We start from the raw sequence: 17,826 nt of genomic DNA, 5'->3' as shown, positions 1-17,826 counted from the left end.
GGAAGGCGCGAGTTATCGCGGAGCGATTATGGCCCGGCGGAAGGGAAGCCCCATGGCAGTCCCATGGGGGGCGCATGGCGCCGATCCGGCGACCATGTCTAGTTTCGCCGCCCAAGTTAGTGCAGCCGTTCATTGAAACGGCTTGGCAGGCCAAAAACCTGCGAAAGTGCAGGTTTTTTCCATGGATGCGGCCGAAATGGCGGGAAAGCCTGCAAATGTGCAGGAATTTCTCGGACATGACGGGGCGTAGCGTGACTTTGGGCCGGAAAACCTGCACATTTGCAGGAATTTTGCGCTGCAAGCGGATCAACGGGAAAAAACCTGCACTTTTGCAGGTTTTTGCCGTATCGGCGAGTAGAAGACCGTGCCCATGGCGATGCATTACTTTCGTCTTCATAGATACCGCCAACGGCATAGGGGCTTTAGCAGGTTTTCTCCGCGTCGGCGAGTAGAAGACCGTGCCCTTGGTGATGCATTACTTTCATCTTCATGGGTATCGCCCAACGGCATGGGGGCTTTAGCAGGTTTTCTCCGCTGTTGCCCGCGCCCTTACCGTTGCAAGCTTGTCTCCACGCGGAAGCACTGTGGATTTTGCGATTCACGCATCGTCGGAATTAAGCTTTATAGCAGGCGTATTTCCAGCGTTAGTGCGTCTGCCGACCGCCGTCATGCGGCGCAATACCGCGCACCGGGGGGCCGCACGGACCAAAGGCCGCCGGTTGACTGGCGGCCGTAATATTTTTGCGCATGTCAGGCGGTTTAATCGGCGGTGATCATCCAATTGACACCGTATTTATCCGTGAGTTCTCCGTAGAACAAGCCGAAAGGCTGCAGTTCAAAAGGCTTTTTCACACTGCCGCCTAACGCAAGCTTTGCGAATGCTTCGCTGGCTTCTGAATCTGTTTTGTAGGATACATTTAGTAAAATACCAGAGCCTTGCGTAAACGGCTCCAATGAATCAGCCATGAAAATTGAATTTCCTCCGGCAACAGCGAGGCATAAATGCATGACTTTGTCCTTAAGCTCGTGTTGTGCGTCCATTGACTGCTCATGCGTCATAACAGACAAGATCTCTCCGCCTAGCGATTGCGTGTAGAACTCAGCTTGAGAACGCGCATCCTCCGATAAAAGAAAAGGCCTCAAATGTCCCAATGTCGAAACATCCTTTCAATTTGGATTTTAGAATTGTACAAGTTTTATTATACGTGAATTGCACATGCCGCCTTTCTTATGGATTGCTATATCCGCGTAGCTGCCGATCATCCGCAGCAAAAAAAGCCTGCGACCTGCAGTTCCAATAGGGAACATGCAGATTCGCAGGCCAAGCACATCGTTCTTCTCTTTGGCGTCCCGCTGAATAAACTCGGCCGGGCACAATTGAACGACAAGCGTCGCGTTTTGGTAATTTACAGGTAAAAATTGAATTGCTGCAATTTCTACGGAATGTCCGCATAGGCCGGATAGGCGAGCTCTCCGTTTGCGCCGGTGGCGGGACGAATCAAATGCTCCTTCGACATGCGCACCGCGCGGTTTTTCGCGTTGCCTGTATCCTACTGATTAACAATGATTGTAAATTTGTTGCGCATTAACGGGCTGCGATTTTCCCTGCGGCACAAAGAATGAAGGACCGATGGACTTTATTCCACCGATCCTTATCTTTAAGCTTAAATATGTATTTGGGCGATTATAATATTACTTCGTAGGACCATTATCAACACTGGCCTTAAGGACATTTCGGATGCTGGTAGGTACTGAAGAAAGGAAATTATAGCCAGTCAAAGACTCAATATCATTTACACTTACTCGATAGTTGCCCCATGGCTGATTAGAAACCGTCTGATCATTTGGCATCAGAACAGAAATGACTCTGGTTGAAGATGTTATTCTGCTAATATCATTATTTCCGTTAGGCAGCACTACGATTATTTTCCATGTCTTTGACGGTACCACAACACCGTTCCCTACAGTAGTCATGTATCCATTGGACCCGGTACCTCCGCTTCCGTAACCTCCGGCTATAATATATACCTCGTTGCCGGACGTAACAAGCGAACGTTCATAATCCTCCTAGTTTGCCCAGGTAACCTCGTTGTTATTTGGCGCTTGAGGAATCATATTATCCATCAGGAATGTTGCTGAATTGTTGGCAACGGAAGATGTACGGTCTCCGGAAGGGCACATGTGTCCTCTGTCAAATCCAGTCCCCGAAAATTCACTCGCTTTAACCTCATACCATCCTGACGGCAGTGTGGTGTCCGGGCGAAAATCATCCTGTCGCGCTGTACTGCCAAGATCAGCCGAACCCAAGTGCCAACTGGTCCAGTTAGGCTCGTGTTTGCTGTTATTGTAAGAAAAAACATATTGTGATTTAATCATCAAATAATTATTGGAATTGGATATATCGCTGGTTGCACCGCTTGGATTGCCTAATCCCATATTATCGTCATCATTAGGTGGTGCTAATGGCGGCTGCGCTGCGCTTGAGGAATTATGAGGATTTATGCTGCTTGTAATATACAGGTCGTTTGCATTATTGGCAGTGTCCCAACCATTACCTTGATCCTGAGCTGTTCCGCCGTTGTTATCTTTACGTTCTGCACTTGTAGTATTTGATAGTGTGCCTACCGAAGATGTTTCTGAATCATTTGCAGAACCATAGCCTACAAAATCCACAACATTTGAATCTGTTGAGCCGGATACCGATGTAGTGACTTTTGCCAATGCAACTTTTCCGCTGCTTGCGCTTAAGTTTATAGTGCCTGTTATATCAGGAGACGGCAGGTTAACAGTTCCGCTGCCTCCGCTTGCTTCTGCGATTAAAAAGTATTGATGAGCGTCAATGCTGCCCGATATATTTGTGATGTTACTAAATGAGCCGCTTGCAGAAGCGTACTGAACGGAGCATCCTGACAAGTTTATGCTGGAATTCGTAGGATTGTAGAGTTCAATAAAATCATTTTTGTACGACGAACCACTGTTCCCGCCGCCACCATAAATTTGACTAATAACAACATGAGATGAAGCAGCAGCATTTGCATGCGTATTGAAAAAAATTCCTGAAAAGCAGAAAAACGCAAACCACACGCCTAACAAAATTGCACCCTTTTTTTTCACAAGTCCCTTTCTTCTTTTTAATAAATTCAACATGAGCCACATCCTTCTTGTAGTATAGTCTAGGGTTGCCGTAAACCCTTACTAAGAATAGAACGGATTTATTAACTCGCTGTTAGCTAGATATTAAGTCTATTTGTAGATATTTAGTTAGGAAAAGCACTAAAATATAGGCATTTTGATCAGTAACAAGAGCGGAACTGAGTTCATATGTTGTCATGGGGGTAATCGAATAATGGGCGGATCTCATAGGGGAAGTTGTTTCCTGATTATCTTGGTTCTGTTCATTTTACCAGTGCCAGAGCATGCTGCCGGCACAACAATTTATTAAATGGAGGTTTTAGCAAATGAATGATTTCCAAAATGATCTACAGAAGTTGAATGTTTCCGAGTTCAGTGCGACAGAGGTGACGCCTTGGGACGCGCAAGGCCAGCAAGATGCTCGATTATGCGTCTTCTTTTGCTCTACCTGTACCAACTGCTCTACCTGCACCAACTGCTTTAATTGCACCAATTGCTTTACCTGCACCAATTGCTTTAACTGTTCCAATTGCTTCAATTGCTCCAATTGCTTTAATTGTCACCGATGCCACAATTGCCATCGCTGTCATCACTGCCACCGTTGAGGACATTGAATTGGTTCTTGCCGATAATGGAAAGCCCCTCCAGCAAACCGAGGGGTTTTTCCCATGTCTATTTTAAAGTATGCGCTTCACTACTTTGGCTGCAGGTGCTTCTCTTAAAGAATAAGACATGAGGGACAATTAGCTGTACATAAGATTATTTGTGAAGAGGTTAAGCAGATTGAGAACAGCTTACGGAGGAGGAATAGAATGGAAAATTTGAGCCCTTCGATGCGACCGAAGATGAATAGAGATACGTTTTTTCTCCCTGATCCAAACGGTAGTGTGTATTTTCGTAACAATGTAAGCTCGTTCCGCATGGAAGGAGAATCGATCGATCAGTGGATTGAAAAGCTGATACCGATATTCAACGGGGAGCATAGGTTGGCGGATTTGACAGACGGATTGCCGGACGGACACCGGAACCAGGTATATGGAATTGCAGAAATGTTGTATCGTAATGGGTTTGTTCGGGATGTGAGCCAAGACACTCCACATCAATTGTCTGAAGAGGTTCTTCAAAAGTATGCTTCTCAAATTGAATTTTTGGACCATTTCGGTGATTCGGGTGCGTACCGGTTTCAATCCTATCGTCAGTCCAAAGTATTGGCGGTCGGCTCCGGCCCATTTTTGATCTCGCTCATTTCCGCGCTGCTTGAATCCGGATTGCCCAAGTTACACGTGCTGGTCTCGGGCTCAGAGCCGACCGATCGGCAACGGATGCTGGAACTGGCGGCATATGCTCGTAAAACGGACCCCGAGGTAGCCATAGAGGAGGTTACCCTGCAGAAGGAGGGGATTCGTAGTTGGCGGGAGGCTGTTAGGCCGTTTGATTCGATTTTGTTTGTGTCACGGGAGGGTGATATCGAGGAACTGCGGGTTCTACATGGGGTGTGCAGAGAGGAGAAGAAGCTGTTTCTTCCTGCTGTTTGTCTGCAGCAGGCGGGTATGGCGGGCCCTCTTGTGCATCCGGACTCTGAGGGCTGCTGGGAGTCAGCGTGGCGCAGCATACACGAATCCGCAATTTGTAAAGACCCGGAGCTGCACGCCTTTTCTTCCACAGCGGGAGCGCTGTTAGCGAATGTGGCCGTGTTTGAATTATTAAAAAAGATTACAGGAACGAACGATTCGGAACCAAGCAATCGATTCTTCCTGCTTAATCTGGAGACTCTGGAAGGAAAATGGCATTCGTTCATGTCCCATCCGCTTGTGACCGGACGTACCGCAGTTGAATGGATTCACGATTTCGAACAGCAGCTCGAGCGGAGATCAAGCAAAAGTGAGAGCGGCTTGCTTCCTTACTTCAGCCGGTTGGCATCGGCGGAATCAGGGATTTTCCATATTTGGGAGGAGGAGGGCTTAAAGCAGCTGCCGCTCTCTCAGTGTCGCGTCCAGCCAATCGATCCGCTATCGGAAGGGCCGGCTAGGCTGCTGTCGGACATTATTTGTACCGATCTGACGCATGAAGGAGCGCGGCGGGAAGCAGGGCTGGCTGGGATTGAAGCGTATGTGTCGCGAATGGCAGGCTTGCTCGTCGCGGCGCTTTCCTCCCATCAGGAGGCAGAGGGCAGCAAGATAGAACCGCAGCAATTTATCGGCGTCGGAGCGGGAGAAACGGTTGCGGAAGGCATTGGCCGGGGGTTGCTAAGGTGTTTGGCTGAGGAGATGGGCAAGCAACTGGCGTGTCAGGAGCCGTCTGTCTTTCGAGTACAATTGTCTGCGATAGAAGATAAACATTGCCAGTTTTATTTGCAGGCTTTGACGACGATGATGGGAGCGCCGATGATTGGCTTGGGAGAGACAGTGTCCGGTTTCCCAGTGGTTTGGGTCGGTACGGGTGATCGCTGGTATGGCGGTGTAGGCTTGAATGTAACTTTTGCGTTGCGGGATGCTTTGCAACAGGCTCTATTGGAGGCACAAAACCAACCGGCTAGTCTCACATCGCAACATTTGGAGGTATCGTCCGTAAGTCTGGCGGAACAGTTGCCGCTAAGCCTTGAGATTCCATCCTGCGAAGCGACGGTAAAATCGGAGGTTCTGCAGTCCGCCTTGCAGGTCTTGGAACGGAACTGTAAACGGCTCTTGGTCTTCGATCTGGCCGTAGAACCATTTTCGAAAGAAGAAATGGCAGGAGTGTTTGGCGTGTTGCTGCGAGAGGAGGAATCCCGGTGAGCGCCATCGTTATGATTGTGGGAGACGGGGTGTTGGCGGACTGTGTTTACGAAGAACTGTCAACCCAATTCGAAGTCGTACGTCAGAACGATTTCCAGGCAGGAGTACCGGAAACGGTGGATTTGGCCCTGGTGCTGCACGATGCTTGGCATCCTTATGTTCATCAAAAGGCGGAAGAGCTGCTGCAGCCAGCCGGCATCCCTTGGCTGCGCGGCTTCGTTTCATTCGGCGAGGGCGTGATCGGGCCTCTGGTTCGCCCGGGTTCACAAGGGTGCTCCCAGTGTGCAGACACGCGGCGCCTCATGGCGGGACGCGACCGCAGGGAGATGCGGGCGCTGCAGCAGAGGCTAACGGCGCACGGGGGAATACCGCGAGATGCGTGGGCTTCGCGTACGGGACTTTTGCAAGCCGCTCATCTGATGGTGGCGGAGGCAAGGAGGATGCTGCAAGGCAAACCGGTTCAATTGGCAGAGAAAGTGTCTGTGATCAACCTGAAAACGCTGGAAAGCACACTTCACTTCTTTCTCCCTGACCCGCTGTGTCCGGTTTGCAGCCGATTGCCTGATGATTCATCGGCAGCAGCCCAAATTTCGCTGAAGCCAAGTCCAAAGATCAACTTGGACAGTTACCGCTCGCGCCCGATGGATGATCTGAAAAAAGTGCTGACCAAAGACTATCTGGACAACCGGACCGGTTTTTTGAATGGGAAAATGGTTGACCTTGCGTCGCCGTTTGCCGATGTGAGCGTGAATCTGCCGTTGATCGCTGAGGACGTAGGAACGGCAGGTAGAACTCATTCTTACGCGGTGAGCGAGTTGACCGCCATTTTAGAAGGATTGGAACGGTATTGCGGTCTGGCGCCCCGAGGCAAACGGACGGTCGTTCATGGCAGCTTCCGCAATCTGGAAGATCAAGCGCTCGACCCCGTCAAGGTAGGGGTGCACACGAAGGAGCAGTATGCTCAGCCGGGGTTTCCGTTCACGACGTTCGATCCTGACCGCCCCATTGATTGGGTATGGGGCTATTCGTTCCTGCAAGAGCGTGCGATTCTGGTTCCGGAGCAGCTCGCCTATTACAGCATGGGCTGCGGTCACTCTTTCGTCTTCGAGTCTTCCAACGGATGCGCGTTAGGAGGAAGCTTGGAGGAGGCTATTTTTTACGGCATATTGGAAGTAGTGGAGCGAGATTCGTTTCTGATGACTTGGTATGCGCAGCTGCCTCTCCAGCGCCTTGACCCATATTCTGTTAACGACCGGGAATTGCAGCTGATGATCGATCGTTTGCGAGCTGTGGCGGGGTTCGACGTGTATTTCTACAACTCGACGATGGAGCACGGGATTCCCAGTGTTTGGGGGATAGCGAAAAACAATAAACAAACAGGAGTTAATCTCATTTGTGCGGCCGGAGCTCATCCTGATCCGGTGCGGGCGGTTAAAGGCGCGGTTCACGAGTTGGCCGGCATGGTATTGAATCTTGATAAGAAATTTGAAGCGAACCGGGATGCGTATGATCGGATGCTTCACGATTCCTCCCTGGTGCATCAGATGGAGGATCATTCACTGCTGTACGCTTTGCCGCAAGCGCAGGAGCGCCTGCAATTTCTGCTGGATGACAATCGCCCGCTGCGATCGTTTGAAGAGGAATTTAAGCGGGAGGCCAGGCATGCTGATTTAACGGACGATCTGAAAGATGTTCTTCAGGCGTTCCGCCGATTGAATCTTGATGTGATCGTGGTGGATCTGTCATCGCCGGAAATCATTCGAAATGGACTGCATTGCGTGAAAGTGCTGATCCCTGGGATGCTGCCGATGACATTCGGACATCACTTTACCCGTGTGGCAGGGCTTGAGCGGGTGTTGAGGGTACCGGTGGAACTCGGGTATGCGAAGCAGCCCCTGACGCTGGAACATCTCAATCCATACCCGCATCCGTTCCCATAAGTTGTCACTAGGGTAGCCAAAATTGAAGCGTGGAGTGGTTTACACCCTCGTTCCTATCAGGAGGGAAAAGTATGAATCTGGAGGCATTTCTGCACAATTTGCATTATGACATTGACAAGACCAAACCGCCGGACGCAGTGGTGGATTGGGAAGACGGACCGCTTGCATATAAGCTCTACCGCGGTTTGCCTGTGGTTCCGTTATCGCCGGAAGTACCGCTGACGCTTGATGGCGGTGAAGCGCAGGTGCTGCCTGACCTTCGCCATATGGGTCATTTTCTCTGGTACATATTCGGACTCACTCAATTGTCCCAGTCCGTCCCTACCTCGAATTCCATGATACAAAACATGGGCCTGCTGCAGTTGTACCGGCGGTTTGCCCCCTCGGGGGGAGCGTTATATCCAAGTGAATTATACGTGTATCTGAAACTGGAGGATTTGCCCGAGGGGGTCTATCATTATGATGTGGCGCACCACCGCTTGGTGCTGCTGCGCAAAGGCAGCTTCGATGCCTATTTAGCTCGGGCTCTTGGCAATCGCTGTGACGTTTCGGCTTGCTTTGGCGCTGTTTTTGTATCGACCCTGTTTTGGAAAAACTTCTTTAAATACAATAACTTTTCCTATCGTCTGCAAGGACTGGATGCGGGTGCGTTAATCGGGCAGCTCTTGGAAGTGGCGAAACGGTTCGGCTTCTCGTCGGGCGTGTATTTCCAGTTCCTTGATCGAGCCGTGAATGGTCTTCTCGGGATATCGGAACGAGAGGAGAGCGTGTATGCGGTGATTCCGCTATCGATGGAGCCTGCGAACCAATGGTTCGCGGGTAGGAATGAGGGAGAGCGGGAGTGCTCCGCCACCGAATTGTGCCGGGAGTTGAGAGCGGTTCAGCATGATCACTACGTCCGTTCCCGGAGGGTCAAGGAGTTTCCGATGCTCATCAAGATGAACGAAGCATCCTTGTTGGAATCGTTTCGGCCGTTAGGGCATATTGGCGCAGAGAAGATCGTTCGCTGCGAGGATCAAGCGGTGGCTCTGCCCCGCGTGAAGCGGTTGTCGTATGATCTGGCGTCAATAAGCCGAAAGCGTTTTTCGCCTGACGGCGATTTTATTATGGGCAAGGTAAGCCAAGAGCAGTTGGCCTTGCTGCTGCAGGAGGCAACGGCCTCCTGCAGGTACCGGAATGATTTGGATGGAGCCCATGAGAACTCCGTTTCTCGCGTCTCGCTGTACAGCTGTTTGTATAACGTTGAAGGCATTCCGGACGGCGCTTACCATTATGATAGCGCTGCTCATACGTTGCGGCCGGTACGCCATGGAGATCATCGGCTCAAGCTGCAGCAGGGCATGCCTTCCGACAACGTGAATCTGTCCCAGGTTCCGCTATGCTTTCATGTGGCAGGAGACAAAGATCATCTCGTAACAGCCCTGGGGTATAGGGGATACCGCATCCAACAGATGGAAGCGGGGATGCTTGTGCAGCGTTTACTGTTGGCGGCATCTGCAATCGGGCTGGGGGGACATCCGCTCCTCGGATTTGATGTCAGATTGTGTGATGAGATCTACAAGATGACTTCGCAAGGAATAACCAGCCTGATCCAAATCCCGGTTGGACCCTATCGTCATTGCCCCCGGTTAGTTGGGGGGTTGCATGGCTAGGAGTCTGTCCGACGGAGTTACTTTTGTGCATACCCACTGAATAATGACTGCATATATTGCCGCTTACGCTGCATAATTACTGTCATTTTGTATATATACCTTCTACGTGGTTCATCGGACAGACTCCTGGATGCTCTTTAATCGCTTTATGACCGCCAAAAGGCGGTCTTTTTGTTGTCATGAGCCTTTAGTCATGGCTGAATTTGTCGAATGGAAAGCCGCATCGGGACTGATACGAATTGTATCTGATTTTTGAACAAACATAACGGTATTTTGTGTGGGAAACGGAGGGGCCGAAAAAGTAAGATCATAGTTGTGAAAGCACTTTCAGTCGAGGGAGGGTTCAGACCAAATGAACATCATCGTCCATGGCAAAACGAAACAGAAAGAGGGGTATCTATGCTGATGATGCGAAGAAAAGCGAAGCAAGCTGTTATGACGGTTCTAGGATTGCTCGTACTTGCGTCTTCCGTCCTGCCTTTGTCTCCGTCTGGCGTTCGGACGGCTAAAGCGGAAACTGCGCCCGCCGTCAAAAAGTTCGACTTCGGCACGAAGACAAGCCCTGTTATGGCGGGCTTTACTCAGGTTCACGAAGAGCTTTTATATACGCCGGAATTAGGGTACGGGCTCGATAAAACGGTCGTTTCCAGGCTCCGTTCGGGCGGGGACGATCTGTTTAACGATTTTGTGCTGGGTCCGTCCTACACGTTCATGGTCGATGTGCCGAACGGCGAATACGATGTGACGGTGTGCTCGGGCGATCTGCTGGCGGGCACCTCTACGACGAAGACGACAACGACGCTTGAGGGCGTGACGGCGGGAACGATTACGACCAAGCAGGCGGTGGCGCAGGCCAAATACCATACGGCCGTCAATGATGGCCAATTGACCGTCGGCATTACCGGGACGGGAACCGGCGGGTATTTGAACGGGCTCGTGATCGAGCAGGTGATCCCGCAGCCCCCTGCCGTACCGCAAGGGCTGTCCGTCACGGGAATAACGGCGGCGGAAGGCTCGGCCTCCGTGAGCTTGCAGTGGAGCGCCGCAGCGGATGTCTCCAGCTACAATGTGTATCGGGCTCCGGCCGGGAGCGGCGCATACGTCAAGCTTGCGGCGGTCAACTCCGCAGTCTATACGGACACGTCCGTCAGCCTGAATGCGGGCTACTCCTACAAGGTCTCGGCGGTCAGCGCGAGCGGCCTTGAATCCGCCCTCAGCGGGCCGGTCGCAGCGGAGGTGAAGCCGGCGGTCGAACTGCCTGCGGCGCCGTCGCAAGTTGCGGTCAGCAGTGTGACGGCAAGCTCGGTCGCTCTGGCCTGGATGGCCGCCGAGCGGGCGACCGGCTACGCGATTTTCCGGGCTGCAGCTGCGGACGGGGAGTTCGCCGAGATCGGTACCAGCGAATCGGCGGGTTATACGGATACGGCTGCCGACACATCGGCTGCTTTATACTACAAAGTGAAAGCCTTGAACAGCGCGGGCTCGTCGGATTTTTCGAATGTGGCGGCAAGCGCGCCGTACAACGCTCCGCAGCCGCTTCCCGAAGGGGCGCCCATTCGGTTTGACTTTGGGCCCGGCGCCGTAGCAAGCGGCTACATCGGCGTCTCGGCCGGCGTCGCCTACTCGCCGCAGCTGAAATACGGCTTCGCCGACCCTTCCAAAGTCGGCTCAGGCGACAGAAGTAGTTCCGATCCGTTGAAATCGGATTTTGTTTCGCCGGCGGGTACGTCTTTCATCGTCGATTTGCCGAACGGAGACTACACGGTTTCGCTTATTGCCGGGGATCAGGCGGCGGCGACCGATATCGCGATCAAAGCCGAAACGATCCAGAAAGTTCAGCAGACGAGCAAAGCCGCCGGCGAATACCTGGAGATGAGCTTCGACATCGCGCTTGTGGACGGCCAGCTGAATCTTGATTTTACCGGCTCCGCACCCAAAATCAATGCGCTTGTCATCACGAGGCTGCCGGACAGACAGGCGGGCGAAATTCCGGCCGTCTATATCGCGGGCGATTCCACCGTACAAACCTACGATCCGTACTGGAAGCCGGAAGCGGGCTGGGGACAAATGATTCCGCGGTTTTTCACCGACGGCGTGCAGTTCGTCAACCATGCGATCGGCGGCAGAAGCTCGAAGTCGTTCATTGTGGAAGGCCGTTTGGACGCGGTGCTGCGCGCGATCAAGCCCGGCGATTACTTCCTCGTCCAGTTCGGCCATAACGATGCGACGATCAGCGTTCCCGATCGTTACGCATCCGTTCCCGATTACAAAAATTATTTGAAAACGTATGTCAACGGAGCGCGCCAGCGCGGAGCGACGCCGATTCTGGTGACGCCGATGGGACGGCGCGACTACAACGAATCGACCGGCAAGTTCAACGTCAGCTTTCCCGAATACGTAGCGGGCATGAAAGAAGTGGCGCAGGAGCTGAATGTGAAGCTCGTCGATTTGAGCGCCCTTAGCGTCGCCTACTACGATTCGATCGGCCCGGCGGCCACTTTATCCGTATTCCTGCATGTGGAACCGGGCATGTACGGCGCGTTCCCGAACGGTTCGGCGGACAATACGCATTTTCAGGAATACGGGGCGATCCAACTGGCGCGCATGCTTTCGGGCGGCATTAAAGACCTTGGCCTGCCGCTCTCGGCTTTGGTCAAAGATATTGAAGTGCCGGCGCAAGTTCCGGCCAAGCCGACAGGACTTGCAGCAGGGAGCGTCAGCAATGCCGGTGCGGTTTTGAAATGGGATGCCGTGGAAGGGGCGGACATTTATAAAATTTACCGCAAACCGGCGGCAGATGCGGAGTATGCGATGGTGGGCACAGCCACTGTTCCGACCATCAGCCTCGGTGGAATGTCGGAAGGCCAAACCTACAGCGTTCGCGTGACAGCCGTCAACGGACGAGGCGAATCGGAGATGTCGGACGAGGTGCTCATTAGCACGAAATCCGCCGTTTACCGCTACGATATGGGGACGGCTTCAAGCCCGGTGATGGAAGGCTATACAGCGGTTACGCTCGATACGCTCTACACGCCGGAGCGCGGTTACGGGCTGACGACGAACGCAGGCATGATTACGCGCGACCGGGGCAGCGGCGGCAGCGATCTGATCCGCGATTGGATCGGCTATTTTAACAACACTTGGGAATTCAAAGTAGACATTCCGAACGGCGCGTATGCGGTTAAACTGTACGTCGGCGATTTGCTCGGTTCGGCAAGGACGACCGTGCAGATCGAAGGCAAAGATTTCGGAACCGTATCTGCTAGTAAAAATACCGTCGTGGAAAAAGTCATCAACGAAGTTCAGGTCAAAGACGGCCAAATGAATTTCATTTTCGGCGGCGCCTCGGGCATCGTCAACGGCATTGAAATTACGCCGATTTTGCAATCGCCCACAGGGCTCAAGCTGGACGGCGTGCAGCTGGATCAGGAGCCTCCGGCGGTCCAACTCTCCTGGACGGCGGTGAGCGATGCCGCCAAGTACCGCATCTACCGCAAATCGGCCGGCGCCGGGAGCGCTGAGCGGATCGGCGAGACAGGAACGGTTGCTTTCACGGATCTTACGGCGGATGTTGGGATGACCTATGTGTACACCGTCACATCGCTGGACAGCTCCGGCTATGAAACGGTTCCGTCCCAGCCGCTCGAAGTGGCGGTCATCGACCCGGCGAAGCCCGCGCCTGCGGTACCGAACCGTCCGGCATTGACTTCGATTCATAAAAACGAGATCAGCTTCGTCTGGCCTGCCGTCGATCAAGCGGTCACCTATAACATTTACCGGGCGAAAAAAGCCGGGGGCGCATTCGAGCTGATCGGCAAAACCCGCAGCGCCTCATATACGGACACGACCGTGCTTACGACAATTCCGTACTACTATAAAGTAGCCGCCGTGAACGCGGGAGGCATTTCCGGGCTTTCCGAGCAGCTGGCGGCGGAGGCAATTACGGTGCTGAGCAGGCAGATGGAGTATATCGACCGGGCACCGCTTGCCGTCAAATCCGATGCAGGTGTATATATCGGGTGGAGAATGCTCGGCACGGATGCCGATTCGATCACTTTTAACGTGTACAGAGACGGTGTCAAGCTGAATGACGCCCCAATCGCGGGAAGCACCAATTTCCTCGATACTACAGGGACGAACGATTCCAAATACCAACTGTTTACAGTGGAAAACGGAACGGAAAAAGCCGCATCAGGCGCAATTTCCGTATGGCAAAACAATTATTTGGCCGTACCGCTGCAAAAACCGGCCGATTCCTACACCAAAGACGGGCAGCCTTACACGTATTCGGCCGGCGATGCGAGCGTTGGCGATCTCGACGGCGACGGCACTTACGAAATCGTCATGCTGTGGTCTCCGTCGAACGCCAAGGACAACTCGCAAGCCGGATACACGGGTATCGTGTACATGGATGCATATAAGCTTGACGGAACACGCTTGTGGAGAATTAACCTGGGCCCGAACATCCGCGCGGGCGCTCACTATACGCAGTTCCTCGTCTACGATTTCGACGGCGACGGGAAAGCGGAAGTCGCCTTTAAGACGGCGGACGGAACGGTCGACGGAACCGGCCAAGTGATCGGTTCGGCCGACGCCGACTACCGGAACAGCAGCGGTTACGTGCTACTCGGCAGCGAGTATTTGACCGTGTTCGAAGGGCTGACCGGCCGAGCGCTGGCGACTGTGGATTACGATCCCCCACGGGGAGACGTATCGGCATGGGGCGACGCTTACGGCAACCGCGTCGACCGCTTTTTGGCCACCGTCGCGTATTTGGACGGCGAGCGTCCGAGCATGGTTTTCAGCCGTGGATACTACACCCGCACTGTCCTCGCCGCCTACAACTACCGCGACGGCCAATTGACGAAGGTGTGGCGCTTTGACACCAATGACGAAGGCAACGCCGCCTACACGGGCCAAGGCAACCACAACCTGTCTGCGGGCGATGTCGACGGCGACGGCAAAGATGAAATCAACTTCGGAGCGATGGCGATCGACGATGACGGCACCATTTTGTACAGCACGGGGTTGGGGCATGGGGATGCGCAGCATTTCGGAGATTTGGACCCGGCTCGTCCCGGACTGGAGCAGTTCGACGTCCATGAGCATGTCGATTCCCCGTACGGCATGGAGCTGCGCGATGCGGCGACCGGAGAAATCATTTGGGGCATCCGCACGGGAATCGACACGGGGCGCGGCATGTCCGCCGACATTGATCCGAACTATTTGGGCGAGGAATTTTGGGCCGCTACGATTACGAACGCCCAGCATATACCTTTGACGGGCCTGTACAATACGAAAGGCGAGCTGATCAGCCAGACGATTCCCTCTTCCACGAACTTCGGCGTTTGGTGGGACGGCGACCTGCTGCGCGAGCTCCAGGATGCCAACCGCATCGACAAGTGGGATTACGTCAATCATAAAACCGATAACTTGTTCACAGCGGTCGGCGCCGCCTCGAACAACTCCACCAAAGCGAATTCCAGCTTGCAGGCCGATTTGTTCGGCGACTGGCGGGAGGAAGTGATGTGGAGGTCGGAAGACAGCTCCGAGTTCCGGATTTATTCGACGACGGATTTGACCGATTACCGGATTCGCACTTTGATGCACGACCCTGTTTACAGATTGGGCGTAGCCTGGCAAAATGTCGCCTACAACCAGCCTCCGCATCCGAGTTTTTACTTGGGCGCAGGCATGACGGCTCCTCCTGTACCTCATATGTATACGGTCGGCGGCGAGTCACCGTCCGGCGATGTTACGGCACCGGTCATCTCCGGACTGCCTCCCGAGCGCATGACGGAATCGCAAACCTTGGAGGTGCAGGTGACGGCCGAAGACCCGGAATCAGGTGTGAAAACCGTTGCGATCACCTTTGACGGAAATCCCGTAACCAACGGGCAAAAAATTCCGCTCTTCGGCTTGAAAGGCGCGCATACGTTCACAGTTACGGCGGTCAATCATGCCGGGCTGACGACAGTGCGCACCGTGAACATTCAAGTAACGGCTGCGGATGCCATTGCGTCCACACTAACGGGGCCGACCTCGGCCGTCGCCGGGCAGCCGTTCGATCTGGCGTACGGATTGAGCAATGTGACGAAAAGCGTGTACGCGCAGGATTTGACGCTGTCCTACAACCCGGACCAGCTTGAATTCGTATCCGCCGAGTCCGTCAGAGAAGGCTTCCGGGTGTTGGCCGTTTCGGACCCCGCGCAGACGCCGGGGCAAATCCGGATCGTTGCGGCTGCGCTCGGCGAGGGCAGCGCCATTCACGCCGACGGCGAATGGCTCAAGCTGAGCTGGAAAGCAAAACCGCTTACCTCCGCAGCGGAAGCCGCCGTTTCCGTCGTCGGCTCCACCGTAGCCGACGGCGCAGGAGCGGAGAAGCAGGTGGAAGGCGTCTCCTTCCGCATCCGCGTGCAGCCGACGGCGGATAAAACCGCGCTTCGCGCAGCGATCCTGGACGCTCAGGCCAAGCACGATGCGGCGGTTGAGGGAGGCAGCGCCGGACAATATCCGGTTGGCGCGAAGGCGGCTCTGCAGTCGGCGATCGACAAAGCGAAAGCCGCAGCCGACAATGCTTCCGCGACGCAAGCGGAAGTCGAGCAGGCCGTGAGCGATCTGGCGGCGGCACTGCAAGCGTTCGCTGCCTCCGTGCACACGGCGGCCCCAGGCGATGCGAACGGCGACGGCAAGTATTCCATCGGCGATCTCGGCATCGTGGCGGCGGCATACGGCAAAACGTCCGCCGATCCGGACTGGAGCCGGTACCAAAAAGCCGACATCAACAACGACGGCAAAGTCGATATCGTCGACCTTGCTGCCGTAGCAAGGAAAATCTTGGAGTAGACGGATGGATGGGGCCGCCCCTCTGCGCAGTTTAGCTGCCGAAGGGGTGGCCCCGCTTGACAGTTCGTAAAACTGCGAAGCACGGACTATTGAAAAAACTCGCCCGCCAGAAGCAGCGCATAGAAACCTGCAAAAATCAGCTTGTTGATAAAGTGAAGGAGTGTGGAACCATAGGGGCACAGGCGTTCTACCCCAACCGAGGCCTCATACACGAGTTGCGGAGCCGTCTACCCCAACCGACACCTCTCATACACGAGTTGTGGAGCCGTCTACCCCAACCGACATCTCTCATACACGAGTTGTGGAGCCGTCTACCCCAACCGACATCTCTCATACACGAATTGCGGAGCCGAAGTGTGGGAGGGGGGCCAAGGCGGCTTGGCAGAGGAAAAAACTGCGAAAGTGCAGTTTTTTTTCCTGAAAAGGGTTCATTTTGGCGAAAAGCCTGCGATTGTGCAGGAATTTTCGGCGAAATTGAATCAGAGCCCATGTTCACGGCGAAAAGCCTGCACAATTGCAGGAATTTGCCGTGGCCGGCGTTTCAACCGAGCAAAAACTGTATTTTTGCAGGTTTTCTTCGCGCAACCAGGCAGATGGTGCGGCCGGCTCCGGCCTGCGGGTTTCCAGGCAGCCTGCACTTTCGCAGGTTTGTTGGCTTGCCTAACCGTTCATTGAACGGCTGAGCCATCTTTGCTGCATTGGTTGCATGTCAGCAGCAGCGGCGACGGACCGCCGTCATGCAGCGAAACACCGCGCGTAGGGAGCTGCGCGAGGTGCGAAAGAGACAGTCACATCGCTGTCGCATTGGAATCATCGCAGAGCAGCCGCAAATTGGCCTCCGTCATAGCGCTGCCGCAAATTGGGCGGCGGCAAGCTTGTGAGGACCGAAAGTCCTCTCCGGTACGAATTGTTGCAAAAAAACGCCCCATTCCGCTTGTATAGCGGTTTGGAGGCGTTTTTTCAAGCGGATTATTAGTGTTTTTTTATAGCTAACGCGCTGAACGAGATCGGCCCAACGACATCGGCTCTTGTTCCTTTTGTCAGATTTTCGGCTGTTAACGTATATTGATGAGAGCCAGATTTTACGTCGAAATCAATCGCTTGGAACGTAACGATGTAATTTTGCTCGGATCCTGTAGACTCAATACCTTGTATCGTGTTGAAAATTTCTTTTCCATCCCGGAAAATTCTGAATTTAATCTGGGCGATACTTGTGATACCGCGCACGCCGACGCTCGCAATCAGCTCGACCCGTGACGCTTTGCGGGAAAGATGCAGCCGGAGTTTCGCAAGCTGGACTCTTTTGGGCGAGAACGGTATCGTAAAAGACTTGGCCAAATTGAATTTATTAAGCGGCTGTGTCGCTTGGTAATCAACGATGCGAACCATTCCATCAGCTCCTCTAAACTATTAACTTACAATACTATGAATATGCAATCCGAAAGCAATGCGATTGCACGGTTGTCCGAATCCATGAAACCA

8 protein-coding genes and 1 pseudogene are annotated in these 17,826 nt (G+C 53.6%); 6 read left to right on the top strand and 3 right to left on the bottom strand.

All coding sequences use genetic code 11. From position 1 onward, the window contains the following. Positions 1 to 759: 759 nt before the first annotated feature. Positions 760 to 1,143 carry a VOC family protein gene (locus tag AC0LWT_RS12990; RefSeq protein WP_474681692.1) on the bottom strand — a complete coding sequence of 128 codons (384 nt, stop codon included), beginning with the start codon at positions 1,141 to 1,143 and terminating at the stop codon, positions 760 to 762. 549 nt (positions 1,144 to 1,692) lie between these two features. After that, a pseudogene (locus tag AC0LWT_RS12985) lies at positions 1,693 to 3,147 on the bottom strand (DNA/RNA non-specific endonuclease). A gap of 311 nt (positions 3,148 to 3,458) precedes the next feature. On the opposite strand from AC0LWT_RS12985, the gene AC0LWT_RS12980 reads away from it, so the two are divergent. The 6 genes from AC0LWT_RS12980 (at position 3,459) to AC0LWT_RS12955 (ending at position 17,019) form a co-directional block, all read left to right on the top strand. Beyond that, positions 3,459 to 3,737, top strand: a complete 279-nt coding sequence (locus tag AC0LWT_RS12980; protein ID WP_474681665.1) for a heterocycloanthracin/sonorensin family bacteriocin — start codon at positions 3,459 to 3,461, stop codon at positions 3,735 to 3,737. Positions 3,738 to 3,944: 207 nt separating this feature from the next. After that, on the top strand, positions 3,945 to 5,906 hold the full coding sequence (locus AC0LWT_RS12975) for a putative thiazole-containing bacteriocin maturation protein (protein ID WP_474681664.1): 1,962 nt from the start codon (positions 3,945 to 3,947) through the stop codon (positions 5,904 to 5,906). 11 nt (positions 5,907 to 5,917) lie between these two features. Then, positions 5,918 to 7,846, top strand: coding sequence for a TOMM precursor leader peptide-binding protein (locus tag AC0LWT_RS12970; RefSeq protein WP_474681691.1), 1,929 nt, complete (start codon positions 5,918 to 5,920; stop codon positions 7,844 to 7,846). Between the two features lie 71 nt (positions 7,847 to 7,917). Then, positions 7,918 to 9,498 carry a SagB family peptide dehydrogenase gene (locus tag AC0LWT_RS12965; protein ID WP_474681663.1) on the top strand — a complete coding sequence of 527 codons (1,581 nt, stop codon included), beginning with the start codon at positions 7,918 to 7,920 and terminating at the stop codon, positions 9,496 to 9,498. A 408-nt stretch (positions 9,499 to 9,906) separates the two neighbouring features. Further along, entirely contained in the window at positions 9,907 to 16,344 is a 6,438-nt protein-coding gene (locus AC0LWT_RS12960; RefSeq protein ID WP_474681690.1) for a rhamnogalacturonan lyase family protein, read from the top strand. A gap of 378 nt (positions 16,345 to 16,722) precedes the next feature. Beyond that, on the top strand, positions 16,723 to 17,019 hold the full coding sequence (locus tag AC0LWT_RS12955) for a hypothetical protein (RefSeq protein ID WP_474681662.1): 297 nt from the start codon (positions 16,723 to 16,725) through the stop codon (positions 17,017 to 17,019). A 297-nt stretch (positions 17,020 to 17,316) separates the two neighbouring features. Here AC0LWT_RS12955 and AC0LWT_RS12950 read toward each other — a convergent pair whose 3' ends face one another. After that, positions 17,317 to 17,733 (bottom strand): exosporium protein C, encoded by a 417-nt coding sequence (locus tag AC0LWT_RS12950; RefSeq protein ID WP_474681661.1) that lies wholly within the window; start codon positions 17,731 to 17,733, stop codon positions 17,317 to 17,319. Positions 17,734 to 17,826 lie beyond the last annotated feature (93 nt).

This window comes from Paenibacillus sp. sgz302164, from assembly GCF_056120505.1.
Note: the sequence above shows the minus strand (reverse complement) of the source record. Positions and strands in the feature narration are given on the sequence as shown.

What these genes read in the sequence shown, in the direction of transcription:
- AC0LWT_RS12980 (WP_474681665.1), top strand. Translation starts at nt 3,459, where the DNA reads ATGAATGATTTCCAAAATGATCTACAGAAGTTGAATGTTTCCGAGTTC.
- AC0LWT_RS12975 (WP_474681664.1), top strand. Translation starts at nt 3,945, where the DNA reads ATGGAAAATTTGAGCCCTTCGATGCGACCGAAGATGAATAGAGATACG.
- AC0LWT_RS12970 (WP_474681691.1), top strand. Translation starts at nt 5,918, where the DNA reads ATGATTGTGGGAGACGGGGTGTTGGCGGACTGTGTTTACGAAGAACTG.
- AC0LWT_RS12965 (WP_474681663.1), top strand. Translation starts at nt 7,918, where the DNA reads ATGAATCTGGAGGCATTTCTGCACAATTTGCATTATGACATTGACAAG.
- AC0LWT_RS12960 (WP_474681690.1), top strand. Translation starts at nt 9,907, where the DNA reads ATGCGAAGAAAAGCGAAGCAAGCTGTTATGACGGTTCTAGGATTGCTC.
- AC0LWT_RS12950 (WP_474681661.1), bottom strand. Translation starts at nt 17,733, where the DNA reads ATGGTTCGCATCGTTGATTACCAAGCGACACAGCCGCTTAATAAATTC.